The organism is Pseudomonas sp. P179, from assembly GCF_000478485.2.
Lineage (GTDB): Bacteria > Pseudomonadota > Gammaproteobacteria > Pseudomonadales > Pseudomonadaceae > Pseudomonas > Pseudomonas aeruginosa.
Map to the genome: position 1 here is coordinate 1,110,112 of NZ_KI517354.1, position 22,617 is coordinate 1,132,728.

Genomic DNA, 22,617 nt, shown 5'->3' on the forward strand with positions numbered 1-22,617 from the left:
GGAGGGGAAGTGAATGGCGCAGCGGACGGGACTCGAACCCGCGACCCCCGGCGTGACAGGCCGGTATTCTAACCGACTGAACTACCGCTGCGCGTAACTTGCGAGATTGGTGGGTGATGACGGGATCGAACCGCCGACCCTCTGCTTGTAAGGCAGATGCTCTCCCAGCTGAGCTAATCACCCTTCACTCTCGAAGTGGGGCGCATTCTACCGACCGAAAAACCTAAGTCAATGCCCTGATTGAATTTTTTTTGAAATTTCGGCGATCGCCTGTCGGCGCGGTCGGCGCCGGGGCCCATGCCGGCCCCAGCCACGGGCCGCTCACTCGACCCGCAGGCTCAGGCGCGCCGAGACCCGGCCGTCGACCTGGCGGTCCAGGCCGGCCTCCGCCACCTGCACGCCCTGCCCGTTCAACTGCTCCAGCCAGGGCAGCAGCTTGGCGAATGGCGCCGGCTGCAGGGCCACCTGCACGGCGCCCTCGCCTTCGTTGTCGAGGCGCTCGACACTCAGTCCGGCCTGGGCCGCCGAAGCCGTGACCATGCCCTGCAGCGCCGCCGGGTCGATCTGCGCCTGCGGCGCCGCGGCATCAGCCTGGCGCACGTTGGGCGCCTGCTGCTGGATGTAGGCATGCAGCGCGCGCTGTTCGGTGAAGTACTGCCGCGCCGACTGCAAATGGCGCTCGGCCGGGCGCCACAGCGCCAGGTAAAGCACCACCAGCAGGAGGAACGCGCCGAGCCAGAGCAGCGCCAGGCGGTCCCGCGCCGGCAGCCCGCGCCAGCGGATCGCCAGCTGCGAGGTTTCCGCCTGGGCCCTGAGGCGCTCGTGGAATTGCGTCATCACCTTCATCTCAACCTCCTATCACCAGGCGCGCGCTGACCGTCGAGCCATCGCGGCTGGCCGAACCCAGCTGCACCGCCAGCCCGGACTCGCTGAGACGCGAACGCAGCCGTTCCAGCACGTCGAAACCGGGAGCCCGCACCTGGAGGGCGACGTCGCCGCGAGCGGCGCTGAAGTCCAGTTGCTCGACGCTCACCGTCGGCTCGCCGCCGATCACCGTGGCGGCCTGGCCAAGCAGGCCGAGCAACTGGCCCTCGCCGCCGCTGCTGGCGCTGTCGGCCAGGTGCTGGTCGAACTGCGCGCGCAGGTTGATCAGCTTGCGGTCCTCGGGAAACAACTGGCGGTAGAGTTCTGCGCTCTGCGCCGCGTAGCGGTCGCCTTCGCGCTGCAACTGCCAGGCCTGGACCAGGGTGAAGCCCCATTGCAATACCAGCCACAGCCCGACCAACCCCAGCAGCGGCCGCCAGCGGCGCCACTGGCTGCTCTGCTGGCGCGCGGCGAACTCGGCCTGGGCCAGGTCGGTGCCCAGCGGCTGCTCGCTCAGCCAGACGTGCGGATTGCCCGCCAGGGCCTGGACTTCCACCCCCTCCAGGGGCGCCACCTCCTGCGCGGCGAAGGCCCGCTGCGGCGGCGGGCAACTGTCGCGCAGTACCGGCCAATCCTCGCTGCCGCAGGCCAGGCGTACGGCGCCGCTGCCGCCGAGCAACCAGCGCTCTTCCAGCCAGAACAGGCAACTGCCCTCGCCCGGCAGGCAATCGGCATCGACATGCAGCGAAGCCGGTGCCTTGCCCGCGCCCTCGGCCAGCGCCAGCCAGGCGGCGAGCCAGGTGCGCTGCACGGCGAATACCCGGTGGCGGCCGTCGGCCAGCGCCGGACCAAGGGCAAGGTGCATCTGCTCGACATCGTCGGCCAGTTGTTCCTCCACCGCAAACGGCAGCGACTGGCGCAACCAGCGCGCCTTCTGTGTAGGCAGGTTCACCGCGCAGGCGGTCACCGCCTCCACCGGCAGGTACAGCCGCCAGGGCGCGCGGATCTCCGCCAGCGCCTGGGCGAACGGCGCGCGCCGGCACTCGCCATCCTGCACCCACCATACCGCCAGTTCCCCATCGGCCCCCGCCGTGCTGGCGGGCGGCAGGAACAGCGCACTCACTCCACTCATCGCTCGTCCTTCTTCCAATCGTCGCCGCCCGTCGACGGGATGGGCAGGCCGCCCTGCCCCATGTCGCGGGCCATCACGCGTATCTTGCCGTCCTTGCCCCGCTGCAAGGTACTCACCAGCACCTGCCGGCGGTCGCCCAGGCTGACCTCGCTGATCACCTGGAAGTAGCGGGTGCCGACGGCATAACTGACGTTTCCGGTCTTCGAACCCAACTGGGTCAGATGCTTGGTGAAATCGTCCTTGCTCTGGAAACCTTCCCGACCGCGGGCGTCCACGATGTTTTCCGCCTGTCCCGGATCGATCTCGAACATGGCGGCCAGCACCGGCACGCTGGCAGTGTTCACGTTCAGCGGCGCATCTTCGGGCAAGGCGCTGACGAACGGCAGCAGGCGTCGATAGTCGGCTTCCGACAATTTCAGCAGGCGCAGCTCGGACACGTCCTTGAAACTGCGGTTGGCGGCGCGGTACGCCGGCGCTTCCAGCAGGTACTGGTTGTCCTCGGCGCCTTGCTCGCCCTGCGGATTCTGGTCGGCGTCGAGCCAGTCGGCCAGCCGGTCCGGCAAGCCCTGGACGATCTCTTCCTTCATCCCCAGGGTGGCCAGCAGGCGACGGAACTGCTTCACCGAGTCCGGCTTGACCTTGCGCTTGCGCACCAGTCCGTTGAGGTTGAAACGCCCGCTGGGGTCCTCGATCCGCACCCGCAGCTCGCCGCCGTCGTCCAGCTTGAACGGCGTCATCGGTCGCGCCCAGGCCTCGCCCAGGTGGTCCACCGGCTCGCGGGTATTCTCGCCGCCCTGGCGCAGGTCGCGGCGCAGCACCGCTTCCGCCAGGCGTTCGCCGCCCAGCGCATAGTGCCAGGCCTGGCGCACGTGCAACTGGTTGGCGCTGCTGCGTATCGCCAACTGCTGGCGGATGATCAGCCCGGCGCAGACGATGGTCACCACCGCCACCACCAGCAGCACGGTGATCAGCGCGACGCCGTTCTGCCCGCGCCTCATTCCGGCGCCCCCGGCATGCCTTCCGGCGGCTGCGGCACTCCGCCCTCGCCATTCTCGCCGCCCGGCTGGCCCTGCGGCTGGTCCTGCTTGAGCGGCGGATCGAGCAGACGCCAGACGCGCACCAGCTTGCCGTAGTGGCGGTGCTCCAGGGTCATCTCCACCGCCAGCGGCAGGCTTTCCAGGCGCTCCTCCTCGCTGCCTTCGTCGGTCGGCCAGTGGCCCTGCCAGTTGTGCTCCTTGTCGAGGAAGCGCCAGCTCAGCGCGGTAACCCCGTCCAGCACCTGCTGCACCCGTGGCTTGCTGTCCTGGGCGCGGTCCAGAACCAGCCAGTAGCGGCGTTCGAGGGTCTCCCCGGACAGCGACCAGCGCACCCGCTGCAGGCGCGAGCGCGCCTGACCGAGCGGGTTGCGCCAGCCGCCACGGGTGAATTCGACGATCTGGTCGTTCTCGCCCTCGCTGAGGAAGGCGCCACGGTTATCGCCCAGTTCGTCGCGTACCGGACGTTCGACCGCCTGGGTCAGGTCGCGCTCCAGCGCGCCCATCGCCCGCACCAGCTCGCGCATGCGCTGCTCCTGCACGCGAGTCGCCTGGTCGGTCTGCATCACGCTGTCGAACATGCGGTAGGTGGCCAGGGCCAGCAGGGCGAAGATGGCGATGGCGATCAGCAGCTCGAGCAGGGTGAAGCCCCGCTGTAGCCTCATGGCTGGCTCCCGAGGAAACCGACGAGGCGCGCCGCGGCGCGTTCCTCGATGCTGCCACGCTCGCGGCCAAGGGGCTTCGCCGCGACCCAGACGATCACCCGCCGCATATCCTGCTCGGCGGTGCTGTCGACCTGGGTGCGCCACTCCCAGCGGCGCCCGGCGAACTCCAGCTCGCCCTGGTTGCGGCCGCTGGAGGGCGGCGTCTGTTCCAGTTGCAATTCGTTGAGACGGTTGTCGGCGATCCACATCGCCAGGGTCTTGTCTTCCAGCCGCGAGGCGTTCTGCAGGCTGCGCGCGCTGGCACTGAGCACGCTGGCCGCGACCATGGCGAAGATCGCCAGGGCCACCAGCACTTCCAGCAGGGTGAAACCACGCGCGCGCTTCATCGCCGCGCCACCTCGACCCGTGGCAGGCGGAAACCGTCGCTGCTCAGCGACAACGCCCGCCCCTCGGGTCCGCGCTCGGCCAGGCGCAGGCGGAACGGACTGAGTTCGCCACTGGAGAGGATCAGCAATTGCGGCTGGTCGGTGCCTTTCTTCTGCTCCTTCTCGCCCTTGCTGCCAGCCAGCACCAGCGGCTGGCCGTCCAGCTCGAAGGTCAGCTCCGCCCACTCCGGCAGGCGGTGGCTGTCGCGCGCCACCGGCAACCAGCGCGCCTTCGCTTCGTCGTAGCGCAGTACCTGGTAGGCATCGCGCTCCAGGCGCAGGCCGTACTCGCGGTTGTCCAGCACGGCCTCGTCGGTCAGCACGCCGATCAGCCCGGCGAGCCGCTCGGCCTCGCTGTCCAGCTCCCGCGAGGTGCTGGCGAAGCCGGTGCTGAGCACCGCCAGGCCGATCAGTACGCTGATGATGACCATCACCACCATCAGCTCGATGAGGGTGAAGCCGCGCGAAGCCCGCATGTCCGGTCAGTTGTCCCAGTTACCGATGTCGGCGTCGTTGTCGCTGCCGCCTTCCTTGCCGTCGGCGCCCAGCGAATACAGGTCGAACGGGCCCTTGGTGCCCGGCGCCAGGTACTGGTAGGGATTGCCCCACGGATCGACCGGCAGCTTCTTCAGGTAGCCGTCCTTGTTCCAGTTCTTCGGCTGCGGATTGCCGGTGGGCTTCTTCACCAGCGCCTCGAGGCCCTGCTGGGTGCTCGGATAGGCGAAGTTGTCCAGCTTGTACATGTCCAGCGCGGCAGCGATGGCCTTGATGTCGCCCTTGGCCACGGTGACCTTGGCCTGGTCGGGACGGCTCATTACCTGCGGCACCACCAGGGCGGCGAGGATGCCGAGGATGACCACCACGACCATGATTTCGATCAGGGTGAAGCCCGACTGTTGGCGACGCTGCAATGGGCGGCTCTGATTCACGCGATTACCCCACGAGTTGGTTGAGAGAAAGGATCGGAAGAAGAATGGCCAGGACGATGACCAGCACCACCGCGCCCATGAATATCAGCATGAACGGTTCGAACAGGCCGACCATCAGGCCGATCTGCGCCGCCAGGTCGTTCTCCTGGTTGCGCGCGGTGCGCGCCAGCATCTGGTCCAGCTCGCCGGAGCGCTCGCCGCTGGCGATCATGTGCAGCATCATCGGCGGAAACTGCCCGGTGGCTTCCAGCGAGCGGGTCAGGCTGGCGCCCTCGCGGACCTTCTGCGCGGCCTTGACCACTTCGTTGCGGATGATCCGGTTGGCGATCACCTCGGCGGCGATCGCCAGCGCCTCCACCAGCGGCACGCCGCTGCGGGTGAGGATCGCCAGGGTCGAGGCGAAGCGCGCGGTGTCGGTGGAACGCACCAGCCGACCGACCAGCGGCACGCGCAGCAGGAAGCCATGCCAGCGCTCGCGAAAGGCATCCTTGCGCAGCGCGTAGCGGAAGCCGATCACCCCGCCGATCGCCGCGACGAAGGCCAGCGCGCCCCAGGCCTTGACCCAGTCGCTGACGCCGATCAGCACGCGGGTCAACAGCGGCAGGGTCTGCCCGCTGTCGATGAACACCCGGACCACGTCGGGCACCACGTAGCCCAGCAGGAAGCCGACGATGGCCAGCGAAGCGCCCATCAGGATCACCGGATAGAGCAGCGCCAGCTGGATCTTCTGCCGCGACTGCTGGCGCTGCTCGGTGTAGTCGGCAAGTTGCTCCAGCACCGGGCCGAGGTGCCCGGCATGCTCGCCGGCAGCCACAGTCGCCCGGTACAGCTCGGGAAAGGCGGTGGGAAACTCGCGCAGGCTGCCGGCCAGGCTATGGCCTTCGAGGACCTTGGCGCGCACCGCGAGAAGCATCGACTGGATGCGCTGCGAGGTGGACTGCGCCGCGGCGGCGCGCAGCGCCTCCTCGATCGGCAACGCGGCCTGGACCAGGGTCGCCAGTTGCCGGGTCACCAATGCCAGGTCGCGCGCGGACAGTCCGCGGGCGAACGTCAGGCGCCCGCCCTGCCCGCTCTGCTCGCGGGTACGGGTGGGCTTCACGTCGAGCGGCGCCAATTGGCGCTCGCGCAGCAACTGGCGGACCTGGCGCGCGCTGTCCGCCTCCAGCACGCCCTTCTGCTGGCGACCGCTGGGGTCGAGGGCGAGGTATTCGAAGGCGGCCATTATTCTTCCCGGGTCACGCGCAGGACTTCCTCGACCGTGGTGACGCCTTCCAGCACCTTGCGCCGACCGTCGTCGCGGATGCTTGGTCCGCTGGTGCGGGCATGCCGGGTCATTTCCTGCTCGGAGGATTCGTTGTGGATCAGCGAGCGCATGTGGTCGTCGAACACCACCAGTTCATAGATACCGGTACGCCCGCGATAGCCATGCTGGTGGCACTCGCCGCAGCCGCGGGCGCGATGCAGGGTCGGCGGCGCGGCGGGATCGACGCCGAGCAGCGCGCACTCGGCCTCGTCGGCGCGGTAGGGCTCCTTGCACGCCGGGCAGAGCACCCGCACCAGGCGCTGGGCCAGCACGCCAAGCATGGAGGAGGACAGCAGGAACGGCTCGATGCCCATGTCCACCAGGCGGGTGATCGCACCGATGGCGCTGTTGGTGTGCAGGGTCGAGAGCACCAGGTGGCCGGTCAGCGAAGCCTGCACCGCGATCTCGGCGGTCTCCCGGTCGCGGATCTCGCCGACCATCACCACGTCCGGGTCCTGCCGGAGGATCGCCCGCAGGCCGCGGGCGAAGGTCATGTCGACCTTGGCGTTGACCTGGGTCTGGCCGATGCCCTCCAGGTGGTATTCGATCGGATCCTCGACGGTGAGAATGTTCCGCGTGCGGTCGTTGAGCGTGGTCAGGCTGGCGTACAGGGTGGTGGTCTTGCCCGAGCCGGTGGGCCCGGTGACCAGCAGGATGCCGTGCGGCTTGCGCACCGTTTCGTCCATCAGCTTGCGGTCGCGCTCGCTCATGCCCAGGTGTTGCAGGTTCAGGCGCCCGGCCTGCTTGTCGAGCAGACGCAGCACCACCCGTTCGCCGTTGGCCGAGGGCAGGGTCGAGACGCGGATGTCCACCTCGCGCCCGCCGACCCGCAGGGAAATCCGCCCATCCTGGGGAATACGCTTCTCGGCGATGTCCAGCCGCGCCATGACCTTGATCCGCGATACCAGCAGGGCCGCCAGCTCGCGCTTGGGCTCCAGCACCTCGCGCAGCACGCCGTCGACGCGGAAGCGCACCACCAGGCGTTTCTCGAAGGTTTCCAGGTGGATGTCCGAGGCGTTCTCGCGGATCGCCTCGCCGAGGATCGCGTTGATCAGGCGTATGATCGGCGCGTCGTCCTCCTGCTCCATCAGGTCCTCGGTTTCCGGGACCTGGTCGGCCAGCGCGGCGAGGTCCAGGCTGCCGCCGAGGTCCTCGGCGAGCTGCATGGCCGCCGAGGAGTCGTGCTGGTAGGAGGCCGCCAGGGCCTGGTTGAAGGCGTCCTCGCCGAGCGCCTTGAGCGGCAGGCGGCGGCCGGCGAAGCGCTGCGCCTCGGCGATCGCCGCCAGCTCCACCTGCGGCCGGCAGGCCAGCCAGTACTGCTCCTCCAGGCACAGGAACAGCAGGCCCTGGCGCTTGGCGAAGCTGAACGGCAGACGCCGTGGCGGTGCGGCCGGCGCGGCGATGTCGGGTAATGGGGCTGTCATCATGGATGCCTTATAGCGGTAACCTTACAGAAGTATCTTGGTCGTATATGACCACTGAACGGTTACCGTCAGTATTGTTAGTTGTTAGTCGTTTTGTGCGGCCGATCCCGAGTTCCTCTTGCAGAAGTATCCTGGCGAGCCGTTATCTTAAGCACAAGCGTGCCTGGCCCGGCCAGTCACACCTATTGATAGAAGTAGGTAGCCTACTGGCAACGAACTGCTATGATCCCTCGGCGATCTTCAGACATAACGATAAAGACCAGGAGTGATGTATTGCCTTTCTCCGGCGCCTCTTCCCGCTGGCTGCAGCGGTACGCCCCGGCCCTTCTGGCTGTTGCCCTGATCATCGCCATGAGCATCAGCCTCGCCTGGCAGGCGGCCGGCTGGTTGCGCCTGCAACGCAGCCCGGTAGCCGTCGCCGCCTCGCCGGTCAGCCACGAGTCGATCCGCAGCGATCCGACCCGCCTGGCGCGCCTCTTCGGCACCAGCGCCCAGGACCCCAACGCCCCGCCACCGGCCACCAACCTCGACCTGGTGCTCAAGGGCAGCTTCGTCCAGAGCGATCCCAAGCTGTCCAGCGCGATCATCCAGCGCCAGGGCGACAAGCCGCACCGCTACGCGGTCGGCGGCGAGATCAGCGACGGCGTGAAGCTGCACGCGGTCTACCGCGACCGCGTCGAACTGCAGCGCGGCGGGCGCCTGGAAAGCCTGCCCTTCCCGCACCGTTCCGGGGGACTGCTGGCCAGCGCGGACGACATTACAAGCGAGAACGACTCGATCGAACAACTGCAAAGCCTGCAGGATGAGAACGCTGCAGCATTGCGCGAGCGCCTGGACGCCTTGCGCCAGCAGATGGAAGCCACGCCCATCGCAGAACCCGCCGAAGAAGACTCGAGCGAGCCCACGACCACGCCTACGGAAAGCGACTGACCCGATGTCCCAGCCTTTGCTCCGCGCCCTGTTTGCCCCTTCCAGTCGTTCGTACGTTCCCGCCGTCCTTCTCAGCCTGGCCCTCGGCATCCAGGCGGCGCACGCCGAAAACAGCGGCGGGAACGCCTTCGTCCCGGCCGGCAACCAGCAGGAGGCGCACTGGACGATCAACCTCAAGGATGCCGACATCCGCGAATTCATCGACCAGATTTCCGAAATCACCGGCGAGACCTTCGTCGTCGACCCGCGGGTCAAGGGCCAGGTCAGCGTGGTCTCCAAGGCCCAGCTCTCGTTGAGCGAGGTCTACCAGTTGTTCCTCTCGGTGATGAGCACCCACGGCTTCACCGTGGTCGCCCAGGGCGACCAGGCGCGCATCGTGCCCAACGCCGAGGCCAAGACCGAGGCCGGCGGCGGCCAGAGCGCGCCGGATCGCCTGGAGACGCGGGTGATCCAGGTGCAGCAGAGCCCGGTATCGGAACTCATCCCGCTGATCCGTCCGCTGGTCCCACAATATGGCCACCTCGCCGCGGTGCCCTCGGCCAACGCGCTGATCATCAGCGACCGCAGCGCCAATATCGCGCGAATCGAAGACGTGATCCGCCAGCTCGACCAGAAGGGCAGCCACGACTACAGCGTGATCAACCTGCGCTACGGCTGGGTGATGGACGCCGCCGAGGTGCTCAACAACGCCATGAGCCGCGGCCAGGCCAAGGGCGCGACGGGCGCCCAGGTGATCGCCGACGCGCGCACCAACCGCCTGATCATCCTCGGCCCGCCGCAGGCGCGCGCCAAGCTGGTGCAACTGGCGCAATCGCTGGACACCCCGACCGCGCGCTCAGCCAACACCCGGGTGATCCGCCTGCGCCACAACGACGCCAAGACCCTCGCGGAAACCCTCGGCCAGATTTCCGAAGGCATGAAGAACAATGGCGGCCAGGGCGGCGAACAGACCGGCGGCGGCCGACCGAGCAACATCCTCATCCGTGCCGACGAAAGCACCAACGCCCTGGTCCTGCTGGCCGACCCGGACACGGTCAACGCTCTCGAAGACATCGTTCGCCAGCTCGACGTGCCGCGTGCCCAGGTATTGGTGGAGGCGGCCATCGTCGAGATCTCCGGCGACATCCAGGATGCCGTCGGCGTGCAATGGGCGATCAACAAGGGCGGCATGGGCGGAACCAAGACCAACTTCGCCAATACCGGACTGTCCATCGGCACCCTGCTGCAATCGCTCGAGAGCAACAAGGCACCGGAATCCATCCCCGACGGCGCCATCGTCGGCATCGGCAGCAGCAGCTTCGGCGCGCTGGTCACCGCGCTCTCGGCCAACACCAAGAGCAACCTGCTGTCGACCCCGAGCCTGTTGACCCTGGACAACCAGAAAGCGGAGATTCTGGTCGGCCAGAACGTACCGTTCCAGACCGGCTCCTACACCACCAACAGCGAAGGTTCGAGCAACCCGTTCACCACCGTGGAGCGCAAGGATATCGGCGTCAGCCTCAAGGTCACTCCGCACATCAACGACGGCGCGGCCCTGCGCCTGGAGATCGAGCAGGAGATCTCGGCCCTGCTGCCCAACGCCCAGCAGCGCAACAATACCGACCTGATCACCAGCAAGCGCTCGATCAAGAGCACCATCCTCGCCGAGAACGGCCAAGTGATCGTGATCGGCGGCCTGATCCAGGACGACGTTTCCCAAGCCGAGTCGAAGGTTCCCCTGCTCGGGGACATCCCATTGCTCGGTCGCCTGTTCCGTTCCACCAAGGACACCCACACCAAGCGCAACCTGATGGTCTTCCTGCGTCCTACGGTGGTCCGCGACAGCGCCGGTCTCGCCGCGCTCTCGGGCAAGAAATACAGCGACATCCGGGTCATCGACGGCACTCGCGGCCCGGAGGGACGACCCAGCATCCTGCCGACCAACGCCAACCAGTTGTTCGATGGACAGGCCGTCGATCTGCGCGAACTGAAGACGGAATAACGGCGCCATACCGGCAAGGCGGCCTCATACGAAAAAAAGGCGCTGCTCCTTTCGGAACAGCGCCTTTTCCGCATCTCCCCACCAACTCAGTCGAGGTAGATCATTTTCCGGGTCATGCCGCCATCGACCAGGAATTCCTGGCCGGTGACGAAACCGGCGTCCTCGGAGAGCAGCCAAGCCACCAGCGACGCGACATCCTCCACCGTTCCGACCCGGCCGACCAGGTGCTGGTCGTGGTCCAGCTCGGTCAGCGGCGCAGCCTCGCGCTCGGCGGCCTCGCGGGTATCGATCCAGCCGGGGCTGAGCGCATTGACACGGATATCCGGGCCCAGGCTGGCGGCCAGGGCATGGGTCAGCGCCAGCAACCCGCCCTTGCTCGCGGCGTAGGCCTCGGAGTCAGGCTCCGACTGGTGGGCACGAGTCGAGGCGATGTTGACGATGGCGCCATTGTGCGCGCGCAGATAAGGCGTGCAGTACTTGGCCAGCAGCATCGGACCGGTCAGGTTGACCGCCAGGGTCCGGGTCCACTCGCCGAGACTCAGCGCCTCCAGCGGCGTATTGCGCGGATTGGCGATGGCGGCGTTGCAGACCAGGCCGTCGAGGCGGCCGAACTGACCGAGCACCTCGGCCACGCTCATCGCCACCTGGCCCTCCTGGGCCACGTCCATGGCCACGAACCAGGCGTGCTCGCCCAGCGCCTCGGCCACCCTGGCCCCGCGTTCACGGTCGTTGTCGGCAAGCACTACCTGCCAGCCCTCGGCGATCAGCCAGGCACTGATGCCCAGGCCAATGCCCCGGGCCGCCCCGGTGACCAGGGCGACCTTGCCGTTGCCTCGCAGGTTGGGTTCGATCACAGCGCGGCCAGCCCCCGAGCCATGTCGGCCTTGAGGTCGTCGAGGTCTTCCAGGCCGACCGCGACCCGGATCAGGCTGTCGCCGATCCCGGCGCGCGCGCGGTCCTCGGGGGACAGTCGACCGTGGGAGGTGGTCGCCGGGTGGGCGATGGTGGTCTTGGTGTCGCCCAGGTTGGTGGTGATCGAGACCATCCGGGTAGCGTCGATGAAGCGCCAGGCGGCATCGCGCCCGCCCTTCACGTCGAAGCTGACGACCGCGCCGAAGCCGCTCTGCTGGCGCCGGGCCAACTCATGCTGAGGATGGCTCGGCAGGCCCGCGTAGTAGACCCGCTCGATGCCCGGCTGGCGCTCCAGCCATTCGGCCAGGGCCAGGGCACTGGCGCTGTGCGCCTGCATGCGGATACGCAGGGTTTCCAGGCCCTTGAGGAACAGCCAGGCGTTGAACGGGCTGAGGGTCGGTCCGGCGGTGCGGAGGAAGCCGACCACTTCCTTCATCTGCTCGCCGCGACCGGCGACCACCCCGCCCATGCCCCGGCCCTGGCCGTCAATGTACTTGGTCGCGGAGTGGATCACCACGTCCGCACCGAGCTTCAGCGGCTGTTGCAGGGCCGGCGTGCAGAAGCAGTTGTCCACCGCCAGCAGCGCACCCTTGGCGTGGGCGATCTCGGCCAGCGCGGCGATATCCACCAGCTCGGCCAGTGGGTTGGATGGCGACTCGACGAAGAACAGCTTGGTATTCGGCTTGCACGCCGCCTCCCAGGCCGCGAGATCGCTCAACGGCGGATAGTCGACCTGGATACCGAAGCGCTTGAAGTACTTGTCGAACAGGCTGATGGTCGAGCCGAACACGCTGCGCGAGACCAGCACGTGGTCGCCGGAGCTGCACAGGCTCATCACCAGGGCGAGGATCGCCGACATGCCCGACGCCGTGGCCACCGCCTGCTCGGCTCCTTCGAGGGCGGCGATGCGCTCCTCGAAGGTGCGTACCGTGGGGTTGGTGTAGCGCGAATAGACGTTGCCCGGCACTTCGCCGGCGAACCGCGCGGCCGCGTCGGCGGCGGTGCGGAAGACGTAGCTGGAAGTGGTGAACAGCGCCTCGCCGTGCTCGCCCTCCGGCGTCCGCCGTTGCCCGGCGCGAACCGCCAGGGTGTCGAAGGCCGCGCCTTCCAGGTCGCTGTCGAGACGCCCGGCATCCCAGTCCTGAGTCATGCCGCTCTCCCCTTTGTCAGTCGTTGTACAGATCGATGATCGCGCTGACCGCCTGGCTCTTGGCCTTGGTCGCATCGTTGCGCGCCTGTTCGATCCGGTTCAGGTAGGCCTCGTTGACGTCGCCGGTCACGTACTCGCCGTCGAACACGGCGCAGTCGAAGTGATCGATCTTGATCTTGCCGCCGCCGACCGCGTCGATCAGGTCGGGCAGGTCCTGGTAGACCAGCCAGTCGGCGCCGATCAGCTTGCTGACGTCCTCGGTGCTGCGATTGTGCGCGATCAGCTCGTGCGCACTCGGCATGTCGATGCCGTAGACGTTGGGGTAGCGCACGGCCGGCGCGGCGGAGCAGAAGTAGACGTTCTTCGCCCCGGCCTCGCGGGCCATCTGGATGATCTGCTTGCAGGTGGTGCCGCGGACGATGGAGTCATCCACCAGCATCACGTTCTTGCCGCGGAACTCCAGCTCGATGGCGTTGAGCTTCTGCCGCACGGATTTCTTCCGCGCCGCCTGGCCGGGCATGATGAAGGTGCGGCCGATGTAGCGGTTCTTGACGAAGCCCTCGCGGAACTTCACGCCGAGCCGGTTGGCCAGTTCCAGCGCCGCGGTGCGGCTGGTGTCGGGGATCGGGATGACCACGTCGATGTCGTGGTCGGGACGCTCGCGGAGGATCTTGTCGGCAAGCTTCTCGCCCATGCGCAGGCGCGCCTTGTACACCGAGATGCCGTCCATGATCGAATCCGGACGCGCCAGGTAGACGTGCTCGAAGATGCACGGCGCGTACTTCGGCGCCTTGGCGCACTGGCGGGTATAGAGCTTGCCTTCCTCGGTGATGTACACCGCCTCGCCCGGCGCCAGGTCGCGGATCAGGGTGAAGCCGAGTACGTCCAGGGCCACGCTCTCGGAGGCGATCATGTATTCGACGCCGTTCTCGGTATGCCGCTGGCCGAAGACGATCGGACGGATCGCATTGGGGTCGCGGAAACCGACGATGCCATGGCCGGTGATCATCGCCACCACCGCGTAGCCGCCGACGCAACGGTCGTGCACGCAGGAAACCGCGGCGAAGATGTCCTCCTCGGTGGGCTGCAGCTTGTTGCGCACCGCCAGCTCGTGGGCGAACACGTTGAGCAGCACTTCCGAATCGGAGTTGGTGTTCACGTGGCGCAGGTCGGATTCGTAGATTTCCTTGGCCAACTGCTCGACATTGGTCAGGTTGCCGTTGTGCGCCAGGGTGATGCCGTAGGGCGAGTTGACGTAGAACGGCTGCGCCTCCGCCGAGCTGGAGCTGCCGGCGGTCGGGTAACGTACATGGCCGATGCCGACGCTGCCGATCAGGCGCTGCATGTGGCGCTGCTGGAAGACGTCGCGGACCAGGCCGTTGTCCTTGCGCAGGTACAGCTTATCGTCATGGCAGGTGACGATACCGGCAGCGTCCTGGCCGCGATGTTGGAGGACGGTGAGCGCGTCATACAGCGCCTGATTGACGTTCGACTTGCCCACGATACCGACGATGCCACACATGTGACGCAACCCCTACTTGGCTCAAGCTGGAAAGATGGGAAGCGCGATCGGTCCGTCCCGGACCATCGAGCTGACCAGGGCCTGTGGGCCGCTGGCTCCCGCGAATCGGCGACCTTCGCCGCCGACTGGCTCGCGGCACGTCCTGTGCCGCCGGCGCCGCGCCATCGACGCGCCGCCCTGGAAAACCGCGGGACCCGGCCTCGGCCAGTGTCCCGCCAAAATCACTGGCTGGGAAGCAGCCCGCCGATGCCGCTCGGCGGCGTTATCGGCGCGGCCGGCAACCACTGGCCGGCGAAACCGAGAATGAAGTTCTTCGACCAGTCGGCAACCATCAGGAAATGCGGCATCAGCACCGACTGCTGCCACCAAGGGTCCTGCTGTACCGGGGCCAGGCTGAGCAGGCCGACCAGCAGCACGACCAGCAGTACGCCGCGCGCACCGCCGAAGACCATGCCGAGGAAGCGGTCGGTGCCGGAGAGGCCGGTGACCCGGATCAGTTCGCCGATGAGGTAGTTGACCAGCGCCCCGAGCAGCAGGGTCGCGATGAACAGCAGCGCGCAGGCTGCGATGATGCGGGCCGAGGGGGTCTGGATGTACTCGCCCAGGTGCTGCGCCAGCGCCCCGCCGAACATCCAGGCCACCGCGCCGGCGACTATCCAGGTAAGCAGGGACAAGGCTTCCTTGACGAAGCCGCGACTCAGACTGATCAGGCTGGAAACGACGATGATGGCGACCATCGTCCAATCGACCCAGGTAAATGCCACTATGCAGCCCACAAGCAGAAAAGGCGCTGCATTTTAGCAGAGCGCGCCCGCGACGGTAAGCCGCGGGTCGCGGTCAACCGCGTTCCGGCTGGAAGCGCACGACGAAGCCGTTGAGCTTCTGCTGCTTGCTCAACTGGTCGCGCAGGCGATCCGCCTCGGCGCGCTGGATCACCGGCCCGACGAAGACCCGGTTCATCCCGTCGAAGCTGCGGATGTAGGCGTTGTAGCCCTGGGAGCGCAGGGTCTTCTGCAATTCCTCGGCGCGCGCCCGGTTGGACAGGCTGGCAAGCTGTACCGACCAGCTCTGCGGCAGGTTGTTGGCGTCCAGGCGCTTCTCCGCGGGCGGCGGGCTCGGCGGCGCAGCGGGCGGTTGCGGCTGGCTTGGCGGCAGGCTGGCGGCCGGCGCCTGGGCCTGGGCGGGCGGCTGGGTGGCCGGCGGGGTCGCCGGCAGGCCGCCGATCGGCTGGCTGGGCTGGCCGGCGGCGGCCGGGGAGCCTTCCTCGACGATCTCGGGAGCGATGCCTTCCTCGCCGGGCTGCAGTTCCGGCACCTCGGTCGGCTGCACCTCGACACTGGGCATGGCCGGCGATTGCGGGCGCGGCGGCGCTTCCACCACGACCTGGCGCGACTCGTCTTCGCGGGTGAACAGCATCGGCAGGAAGATCACCGCCAGGGCGATCAGCACCAACGCCCCGACGATGCGCTGCTTCAGCCCTCTTTCCAGCAAGGCCATGATTTACTCCCCCTTATCCGTTCTACGGGCCAGCCATTCCAGGCCTTCGGCCACGCTATAGAACGATCCGAACAGCAGAATGACATCATCCGCGGTAGCCTTGGCGCACTGCGCGTCCAGGGCGGCGGCGATATCCGCATGGCTGCTCGCCGGAACCTGGCGCAGGATCAGCGCCGCCTCCAGCTCCGCGGCCGGCCGCGAACGCGGGGTCGGCAACGGTGCAACGGCCCAATCCTGCACCAAGCCGGTCAAGGGTTCCAGTACGCCATCCAGGTCTTTGTCCGCCAGCAGGCCGAAGACCGCCAGGTAGCGCCCTCGTGGCGCTGCGGCACGCAGGCGTTGCGCCAGGTACTGGGCGGCCTGGGGATTGTGCCCGACGTCCAGCAGGAGCTGGCGTGGCTGGCCGTTCCAGGACAGGTCGCGGCGATCGAGGCGACCGGTCACCCGGGTCCGCCGCAGCGCCTCGGCCAGGCGCTCCGCCTGCCAGGGCAACTCGAGCAACGCGTAGGCCTGCAGGGCCAGCGCGGCGTTTTCCATGGGCAACCCGAGCAACGGCAGATCGTGCAGCGCCAGCGCCTGGCCGTCCGCGGCCAGCCCGCGCCAGTGCCAGCCATGATCGGCGAGCGCCAGGTCGTAGTCGCGACCGCGCAGGTAAAGCGGTGCCCCCAGCGCAGCCACCTGCTCCAGCAATGGCTGCGGGGGATCGAGATCGCCGCACAGGGCCGGTTTGCCGGCGCGCAGGATACCGGCTTTCTCGAAAGCCACGCTTTCGCGGGTATCGCCCAGCCAGTCCGCATGGTCCAGGCCGATGCTGGTGATCAGCGCCAGGTCGGCGTCGATCAGGTTGACCGCATCCAGGCGCCCGCCAAGGCCGACTTCCAGCACCGCGAAGTCCAGCCCGGCGCGCTCGAACAGCCAGAAGGCGGCCAGCGTGCCCATTTCGAAATAGGTCAGGGAAATCTCGCCACGTGCGGCCTCCACCGCGGAGAAGGCGTCGCACAGTTGCGCATCGCCGGCCTCGATGCCGTCGATCCGCACCCGCTCGTTGTAGCGCAGCAGGTGCGGCGAGCTGTAGACCCCGACCGACAACCCCTGCTCACGCAGCAGTTCGGCGAGCAGGGCGCAGGTGGAGCCCTTGCCGTTGGTCCCGGTAACGGTGACCACGCGTTTCGCCGGCCTTCCCAGGCCGAGCCGGCGCGCTACCTCGCGGGAACGCTCCAGGCCCATGTCGATGGCCGTCGGATGGAGTTGTTCGAGATAGCTCAGCCAATCGGCCAGGGAACGCTGGGTCATGCGGATACGGGGCTCGGCGAATGAGTGAAGGCCGACAGCAGATTGGCCAGGCGCGGCCGCAACTCGGCACGATGCACGATCATGTCGATGGCGCCATGCTCGAGGAGGAACTCGCTACGCTGGAAGCCTTCCGGCAGCTTCTCGCGGACGGTCTGCTCGATCACGCGGGGACCGGCGAAGCCGATCAGCGCCTTGGGTTCGCCGACGATCACGTCGCCGAGCATCGCCAGGCTGGCGGAAACGCCGCCGTAGACCGGGTCGGTCAATACCGAGACGAACGGGATGCCTTCTTCGCGCAGGCGCGCCAGGACCGCCGAGGTCTTGGCCATCTGCATCAGCGAGATCAGCGCCTCCTGCATGCGCGCGCCGCCGGAGGCGGAGAAGCAGATCAGCGGGCAGCGCTTCTCCAGGGCGACGTTGGCTGCGCGAACGAAGCGCTCGCCGACGATGGCGCCCATCGAACCGCCCATGAAGGAGAACTCGAAGGCGCAGGCGACCACCGGCATACCCTGCAGCTTGCCGCTCATGGCGATCAGCGCGTCCTTCTCGCCGGTGTCCTTCTGTGCCGCGGCGAGGCGATCCTTGTACTTCTTGCTGTCGCGGAATTTCAGGCGGTCCACCGGCTCGAGGTCGGCACCCAGCTCCTCGCGACCGTCCTCATCGAGGAAGATGTCCAGGCGGGTACGCGCGTTGATGCGCATGTGGTGATCGCACTTCGGGCAGACATCCAGGGTCTTTTCCAGCTCCGGACGGTACAGCACGGCTTCGCAGGACGGGCATTTGTGCCACAGGCCTTCCGGTACCGAACTCTTCTGGGACTCGGAACGCATGATGGAAGGGATCAGCTTGTCTACCAGCCAGTTGCTCATGCTCTTTGTTCTCCAGTGCAAGGTCGGGATGGCCGCACCGATCCGGTGACGGCGTCCCTGAGCAAATTCATCTTCGTGACCGCCGGCAGCGGTGGGCCCCACGGCTGCGAAACGTTTCGCGGCCTGTCCCATCCCCCGCCTGCGCGGTCACCTGGGCGATACCCGGCGAGCGGCTATCGCGAAATATCTGGCCTCCCTATCGGCGGCCGGGCGTTGTCGCGGAAACGGCGACACGCTAGTGGACGGCGGCGGGCCGCCCGTCGTCACATCATGTCTCGTCGCGGCGCCGCGAACGCACCGCGTCCACGAACGCGCGGACCCTCGCCGCATCCTTGATTCCCTTGCTCGCCTCGACGCCACCGCTGACGTCCACCGCGTAGGGCTTGACCTGCTCGACTGCCCTGCCGACGTTATCCGGCGTCAGACCGCCGGCCAGCACCAGGGGTTTGCCCAGGTCGGTCGGCACCAGCGACCAGTCGAACGCCGCCCCCGTGCCGCCGGGCACGCCTTCCACATAGGTATCCAGGAGAATCCCGGCAGCTCCCGGATATGCCGCCGCGCGCCCGACGATGTCGTCGCCGGGCTTCACCCGCAGGGCCTTCAGGTAGGGTCGCCGATGTCCCTCGCAGTCCTCGGCGCGCTCGTCGCCATGGAATTGCAGCAGGTCCAGCGGCACCGCATCGAGAATCTCGCCCAGTTCGCAGCGGCTGGCGTTGACGAACAGGCCGACGCTGGTCACGAACGGCGGCAGGGCACGAACGATCTCCCGCGCCCGATGGATATCCACCGCCCGCGGGCTCTTCGCATAGAACACCAGGCCGATGGCATCGGCGCCCGCCGCGGCAGCGGCCAGGGCGTCCTCGACTCGGGTGATACCGCAGATCTTGATGCGAACGGCTGGCAACGACGGAGAATCCTCGGCGAGTGAGCGACGAACCGCCGGACGGCCGGTCCGGCGGGAATTCTCGATGGTAGCAAAAGCCCGATTCGACGTCAGCCGACGATATCGGGCAATCCGGAAAGGAAATGCGGCCCCAGGTAGCGCTCGGGCAACTCGAACTCCCCGGGGTACTCCACCCGCACCAGATAGAGTCCGTAGGGGTGAGCGGTGACCCCACCGGCGCGCCGGTCGCGCGCCTCGAGCACCTCCTTCGCCCATTCGATCGGCCGCTCGCCGGCACCGATGGTCATCAGGACGCCAGCGATGTTGCGCACCATATGGTGAAGGAAAGCGTTACCGCGGATGTCCAGCACGATCAACCGACCATGCTCCAGCAAGCGCACGTGATGCATGGTCTTGACCGGCGACTTGGCCTGGCACTGCACCGCCCGGAACGAGGTGAAGTCATGGGTGCCGACCAGTACCTGGGCCGCCTCGCGCATCCGCCCGATATCCAGCGGCCGATGGTTCCAGGTGACCTCCTCGGCCAGGTGCGCCGGGCGGATCGGATCGTTGTAGATGGCGTAGCGATAGCGCCGGGCCATGGCCGAGAAGCGCGCGTGGAAATGCGCCGGCATCACCCTCGCCCAGGTCACACTGATATCCGCGGGCAGGTTGGCGTTGGTGCCCATCACCCATGCTTTCAACGGGCGCTCCACCGCGGTGTCGAAATGCACCACCTGGCCGCTGGCATGAACGGCAGCGTCGGTACGGCCGGCGCAGATCACCCCGACCGGCTCGGCGGCAACCTTCGACAAGGCGCGCTCCAGCGCTTCCTGCACGGAAGGCACGCCGGCTTCCTGGCGCTGCCAGCCACGATAGCGGGAGCCCTTGTACTCGATGCCGAGGGCGATTCTGGAAACGCCAGCGGCAGCCGATTCGGCTGCCGCTGGCGGAACAACATCGTTCATGAGGGTCGCTTCATTTCCGGATCAGGCCAGGCGCTCCAGCAACTCGCGGGCTTCCGCCTGCTGGCTGTCGTTACCTTCGGCCAGGACTTCGTCGAGGATATCGCGCGCGCCTTCGCTATCGCCCATGTCGATGTAGGCGCGAGCCAGATCCAGCTTGGTCGCCGCTTCGTCGGCACCGGAGAGGAAGTCGAAGTCATCGTCGGCGTCTCCGTCCAGGGCGGAGGCGACCGCTGCATCCTCGGCGGAGAAACTCGGCGTCGCGCTCTTCGGCTCGTCAAGGTTGCTGGCCAACTCGTCCAACTGCGCACTCACCTCGTCCAACTGGGCGGCGAAACTGTCCTCGCCCTTCTCCGGAGCGGCCGGCTCCGTCGGCTCGTCGGCCAGCGACAGGTCGAAGTCGTCCGGCAGGGACAACGCCGGCTCTTCGGCAGCCTCGGTATCGAGGGTGAATTCGTTGTCGGCAGGCGCCGCGGCGGGCACTTCGTCGTTCAGCGAAAGCAGGAAGTCGTCGTCCGAAAGCTTGTCTTCCGGCGCGTCGAGATCCAGGGAGAAATCGCCCAGGTCGTCATGCTTGGGTTGGCTCGGAGTCTCTGCCAACTCCGCGAAATCCAGGCCGAAGTCGAGATCGTCGACAGGCTTATCCGCCGGGGTCGAGGCCGCCAGGTCCAGATCGCTGTCCAGGGTCAGGTCGTCCAGCGCCCCGCTGTCGGACTTGAGGTCGGCCTGCACGTCGTCGCCGCCCAGGTCGTCCAGGCTCAGGTCGAAGGCGTCGTCGAGATCCTGTCCTGCCGCATCCGGCTTGGCCGCGTGACCGCTGTCGTCGAGCGACAGGTCGTCAAGGCTGAAGCTATCCAGCTCGTCCTGCGCCAGCTTGGCGCCGGCCAGGCCGGCAACCGCGGCGACCGCGACCATTGCCGGATAGCGCGACTTGAGCTGCTCGACCTGCGGCTGTGCGCCGCCGATTTCGCGCAGCTCGTTTTCCTGGCGAGCGAAACCTTCGCGATCGCCCATCTCGGCATAGACTTCCATCAGCTTGAGGCGCAGGTCGGTGCGCTGCGGCTCGTCGTAGATGGCGTTCTGCAACAGTTCGGCGGCCTGGTTGAAACGCCCGTAGGCGATATAGATGTCGGCCTCGCCCAGCGCATCGGAAGTCTGCGCGGTGGTCTTCTCGACCTGCGGAGCGACGGCTGCGACCTGCGGCTCAGGCTCGTCGAGGGTCAGGTCGTCGAAGCCGTCCTTTCCCAGGTCCAGCGCATCCTCCTGTTCCTCGCCGGTATCCGCGGCGAAAGCCTGGGCTTCTTCCTTCTCTTTCTGCGCATTGCGCCGCGACAGGATCATCAGCAGCACCAGCAACGCCAGCAGTGCGCTACCGCCGATCACCGCCAACCACAGCGGGTTGGCCAGCAGTTCGTCGAGGAAGCTCGGTGCCGGCTGCTCTGCCGCCTGTACCGGAGCGGGCGCCGGAACGGCAGGTGCCGGAGGCTTCTCGGCAGCTGGCGCGGGCGGCGGCGCCACCGGAGGCTGCGCCGGAGCGGCGGGTGCTTCTCCGGCTGGAGCAGGAGTCGGCGCTGCCGCAGCAGGAGTCCCGGGCTGAGCCGGCGCCTGCGCGGCCGCATTGGGCTGGGACGCATCCGGCAGGGCTGCGTTCGGCTGGGCTGCGCCCTGGCCTTCGGCGCCCAACTGCCCTTGCAGCTTGGCCAACTGGGCGTCCTTCAGCTGGATCAACTTCTGCAGCTTGTCCAACTGGCTCTGCAGATCCTGCATGCGACTCTGCAGTTCTTCGTTCTCGCGGCGAGTGCTGTCGAGGCTTTCCTTGGTCACCGCCAGGGTATCGGCGATCGCCTTGCTGTCGCCCTTTCCGCCCTTGTCGGCACCCTTGCTGGCCTTGCCCTCGCCAGACACCAGGCGCAGATTGTCCGTGGCGTCGACCTTGGATGGCGCCGACCCGGCGGCATTGCGCTGGGTCGCATCCAACTGCCTGGCGCCAGCGCTGCCCGCGGCCGGATTGCGGCTGCCGCGCCAGCTCTGGTTCTGCGCCTGCACCTGGGACAGCGCCTCGCGCGGCGAGCGCTCCAGCATCTGCTGTTCGGTGGGAATGCGCAGGACCTGGCCGCTCTTCAGCCGGTTGATGTTGCCATCGACGAAGGCGCCCGGATTCAGCTCCTGGAACGCGAGCATCGCCTGGGGTACGGAAACGCGATCGGTACGGTTGCGCTGGGCGATCTCCCAGAGCGTGTCGTTGGAAACGGTGCGATAGGTGTCGCTGCCTGCCGGCGCGGTGGTACGCACCGGAGCCGGAGCCTGCGGGGCTCGCGGGGCGCCGGTCGCGCGCGGCGCGCTGACCGGCGCTTGCGGAGCGCTTGCCGCGGCCTGCGGGGAGTACAGCGGCGGATCCAGCAGGACGGTGTACTCGCGCAGCAGGCGGCCGTTCGGCCAGAGCACCTGGACCAGGAAGTTCAGGTAGGGCTCCTGCACCGGCTTCGACGAGGTCACGCGAATGACGCTCTTGCCGTTGGGCTTCACCACCGGCGTGAACTTCAGGTCGGTGAGGTAGTACAGGCGATCGACGCCCGCCTTGCTGAACTCTTCCGGCGACGCCAGGCTCGGGATCACCTCGCCCGAACCCAGGTCACGAACTTCGAGCAGCTCGATCTCGGCATCCAACGGTTGGTTCAACGCCGACTTCAGGGTGATTTCCCCCAGTCCCAATCCATGCGCCATGCCGGAAGTCAGGACCGAGGCCGCCGCGATTGCCCGAACCAGTGTACGAAGCCGAACCATAGTGTAATCCCTTGGTTTTAATATCTTTTCTCGTTTCACGAGAGGGAGTGCGTCG

21 protein-coding genes and 2 tRNA genes are annotated in these 22,617 nt (G+C 67.5%); 2 read left to right on the plus strand and 21 right to left on the minus strand.

All coding sequences use genetic code 11. The features are described 5' to 3' along the window. Window positions 1-14: 14 nt before the first annotated feature. From HMPREF1224_RS17780 to xcpR, 11 genes are all read right to left on the minus strand, one after another. Window positions 15-91 (minus strand) — tRNA-Asp (locus HMPREF1224_RS17780). 16 nt (window positions 92-107) lie between these two features. After that, window positions 108-183, minus strand: a tRNA-Val gene (locus HMPREF1224_RS17785). Window positions 184-321: 138 nt separating this feature from the next. Beyond that, window positions 322-846, minus strand: a complete 525-nt coding sequence (gene xcpZ, locus HMPREF1224_RS17790; RefSeq protein ID WP_003091369.1) for a GspM family type II secretion system protein XcpZ — start codon at window positions 844-846, stop codon at window positions 322-324. Between the two features lies 1 nt (window position 847). Further along, the gene (gene xcpY, locus HMPREF1224_RS17795; protein ID WP_003103522.1) at window positions 848-1,996 is read right to left on the minus strand and encodes a GspL family type II secretion system protein XcpY; all 1,149 of its coding nucleotides are present in this window, start codon (window positions 1,994-1,996) and stop codon (window positions 848-850) included. Next, window positions 1,993-2,994 (minus strand): GspK family T2SS minor pseudopilin variant XcpX, encoded by a 1,002-nt coding sequence (gene xcpX / locus HMPREF1224_RS17800; RefSeq protein WP_003103524.1) that lies wholly within the window; start codon window positions 2,992-2,994, stop codon window positions 1,993-1,995. Before xcpX ends, xcpY begins: the two co-directional genes overlap by 4 nt. Continuing rightward, complete coding sequence (gene xcpW, locus HMPREF1224_RS17805) at window positions 2,991-3,695, minus strand: GspJ family T2SS minor pseudopilin variant XcpW (protein ID WP_003091372.1); 705 nt, start codon at window positions 3,693-3,695, stop codon at window positions 2,991-2,993. Before xcpW ends, xcpX begins: the two co-directional genes overlap by 4 nt. Continuing rightward, window positions 3,692-4,081, minus strand: coding sequence for a GspI family T2SS minor pseudopilin variant XcpV (xcpV, locus tag HMPREF1224_RS17810; protein WP_003103528.1), 390 nt, complete (start codon window positions 4,079-4,081; stop codon window positions 3,692-3,694). The genes xcpW and xcpV overlap by 4 nt, the downstream gene beginning before the upstream one ends. Next, on the minus strand, window positions 4,078-4,596 hold the full coding sequence (xcpU, locus tag HMPREF1224_RS17815) for a GspH family T2SS minor pseudopilin variant XcpU (RefSeq protein WP_003103530.1): 519 nt from the start codon (window positions 4,594-4,596) through the stop codon (window positions 4,078-4,080). The genes xcpV and xcpU overlap by 4 nt, the downstream gene beginning before the upstream one ends. A 6-nt stretch (window positions 4,597-4,602) precedes the next feature. Further along, window positions 4,603-5,049 (minus strand): GspG family T2SS major pseudopilin variant XcpT, encoded by a 447-nt coding sequence (gene xcpT, locus HMPREF1224_RS17820; RefSeq protein WP_003119751.1) that lies wholly within the window; start codon window positions 5,047-5,049, stop codon window positions 4,603-4,605. A 4-nt stretch (window positions 5,050-5,053) separates the two neighbouring features. Beyond that, window positions 5,054-6,271, minus strand: a complete 1,218-nt coding sequence (gene xcpS, locus HMPREF1224_RS17825; protein ID WP_010793224.1) for a GspF family T2SS innner membrane protein variant XcpS — start codon at window positions 6,269-6,271, stop codon at window positions 5,054-5,056. Further along, entirely contained in the window at window positions 6,271-7,779 is a 1,509-nt protein-coding gene (gene xcpR, locus HMPREF1224_RS17830; RefSeq protein WP_003091377.1) for a GspE family T2SS ATPase variant XcpR, read from the minus strand. The genes xcpS and xcpR overlap by 1 nt, the downstream gene beginning before the upstream one ends. Window positions 7,780-7,998: 219 nt before the next feature. Here xcpR and xcpP point away from each other — a divergent pair, with 219 nt between their 5' ends. Together xcpP and xcpQ are read left to right on the plus strand one after the other, a co-directional pair. Then, window positions 7,999-8,706 (plus strand): type II secretion system protein N, encoded by a 708-nt coding sequence (gene xcpP / locus HMPREF1224_RS17835; protein ID WP_003119750.1) that lies wholly within the window; start codon window positions 7,999-8,001, stop codon window positions 8,704-8,706. Window positions 8,707-8,710: 4 nt separating this feature from the next. Beyond that, window positions 8,711-10,687: a GspD family T2SS secretin variant XcpQ gene (xcpQ, locus tag HMPREF1224_RS17840; RefSeq protein WP_003122269.1), complete on the plus strand. Its 1,977-nt coding sequence runs from the start codon at window positions 8,711-8,713 to the stop codon at window positions 10,685-10,687. 86 nt (window positions 10,688-10,773) lie between these two features. On the opposite strand, the gene HMPREF1224_RS17845 is transcribed toward xcpQ, so the two are convergent. The 10 genes from HMPREF1224_RS17845 to fimV all read right to left on the minus strand — a co-directional run bounded on the left by HMPREF1224_RS17845 (window position 10,774) and on the right by fimV (window position 22,562). Further along, window positions 10,774-11,541, minus strand: a complete 768-nt coding sequence (locus HMPREF1224_RS17845; protein ID WP_003103539.1) for an SDR family oxidoreductase — start codon at window positions 11,539-11,541, stop codon at window positions 10,774-10,776. After that, window positions 11,538-12,749 (minus strand): O-succinylhomoserine sulfhydrylase, encoded by a 1,212-nt coding sequence (locus HMPREF1224_RS17850; protein WP_003113933.1) that lies wholly within the window; start codon window positions 12,747-12,749, stop codon window positions 11,538-11,540. The genes HMPREF1224_RS17845 and HMPREF1224_RS17850 overlap by 4 nt, the downstream gene beginning before the upstream one ends. Before the next feature lie 16 nt (window positions 12,750-12,765). Beyond that, a complete protein-coding gene (gene purF, locus HMPREF1224_RS17855; protein WP_003091383.1) occupies window positions 12,766-14,271 on the minus strand; it encodes an amidophosphoribosyltransferase in 1,506 nt (501 codons plus the stop codon). 221 nt (window positions 14,272-14,492) lie between these two features. Beyond that, the gene (locus HMPREF1224_RS17860; RefSeq protein ID WP_003113932.1) at window positions 14,493-15,035 is read right to left on the minus strand and encodes a CvpA family protein; all 543 of its coding nucleotides are present in this window, start codon (window positions 15,033-15,035) and stop codon (window positions 14,493-14,495) included. 73 nt (window positions 15,036-15,108) lie between these two features. Beyond that, the gene (locus tag HMPREF1224_RS17865) at window positions 15,109-15,768 is read right to left on the minus strand and encodes an SPOR domain-containing protein (protein WP_003147893.1); all 660 of its coding nucleotides are present in this window, start codon (window positions 15,766-15,768) and stop codon (window positions 15,109-15,111) included. 3 nt (window positions 15,769-15,771) lie between these two features. Then, entirely contained in the window at window positions 15,772-17,061 is a 1,290-nt protein-coding gene (gene folC, locus HMPREF1224_RS17870; protein ID WP_003115014.1) for a bifunctional tetrahydrofolate synthase/dihydrofolate synthase, read from the minus strand. Then, on the minus strand, window positions 17,058-17,930 hold the full coding sequence (accD, locus tag HMPREF1224_RS17875; protein ID WP_003104199.1) for an acetyl-CoA carboxylase, carboxyltransferase subunit beta: 873 nt from the start codon (window positions 17,928-17,930) through the stop codon (window positions 17,058-17,060). The genes folC and accD overlap by 4 nt, the downstream gene beginning before the upstream one ends. Before the next feature lie 268 nt (window positions 17,931-18,198). After that, window positions 18,199-18,834 (minus strand): phosphoribosylanthranilate isomerase, encoded by a 636-nt coding sequence (locus tag HMPREF1224_RS17880; RefSeq protein WP_003116445.1) that lies wholly within the window; start codon window positions 18,832-18,834, stop codon window positions 18,199-18,201. 89 nt (window positions 18,835-18,923) lie between these two features. Next, the gene (gene truA, locus HMPREF1224_RS17885) at window positions 18,924-19,781 is read right to left on the minus strand and encodes a tRNA pseudouridine(38-40) synthase TruA (RefSeq protein ID WP_003091390.1); all 858 of its coding nucleotides are present in this window, start codon (window positions 19,779-19,781) and stop codon (window positions 18,924-18,926) included. Between the two features lie 21 nt (window positions 19,782-19,802). Next, the gene (fimV, locus tag HMPREF1224_RS17890; protein ID WP_003163304.1) at window positions 19,803-22,562 is read right to left on the minus strand and encodes a motility hub landmark protein FimV; all 2,760 of its coding nucleotides are present in this window, start codon (window positions 22,560-22,562) and stop codon (window positions 19,803-19,805) included. Window positions 22,563-22,617 lie beyond the last annotated feature (55 nt).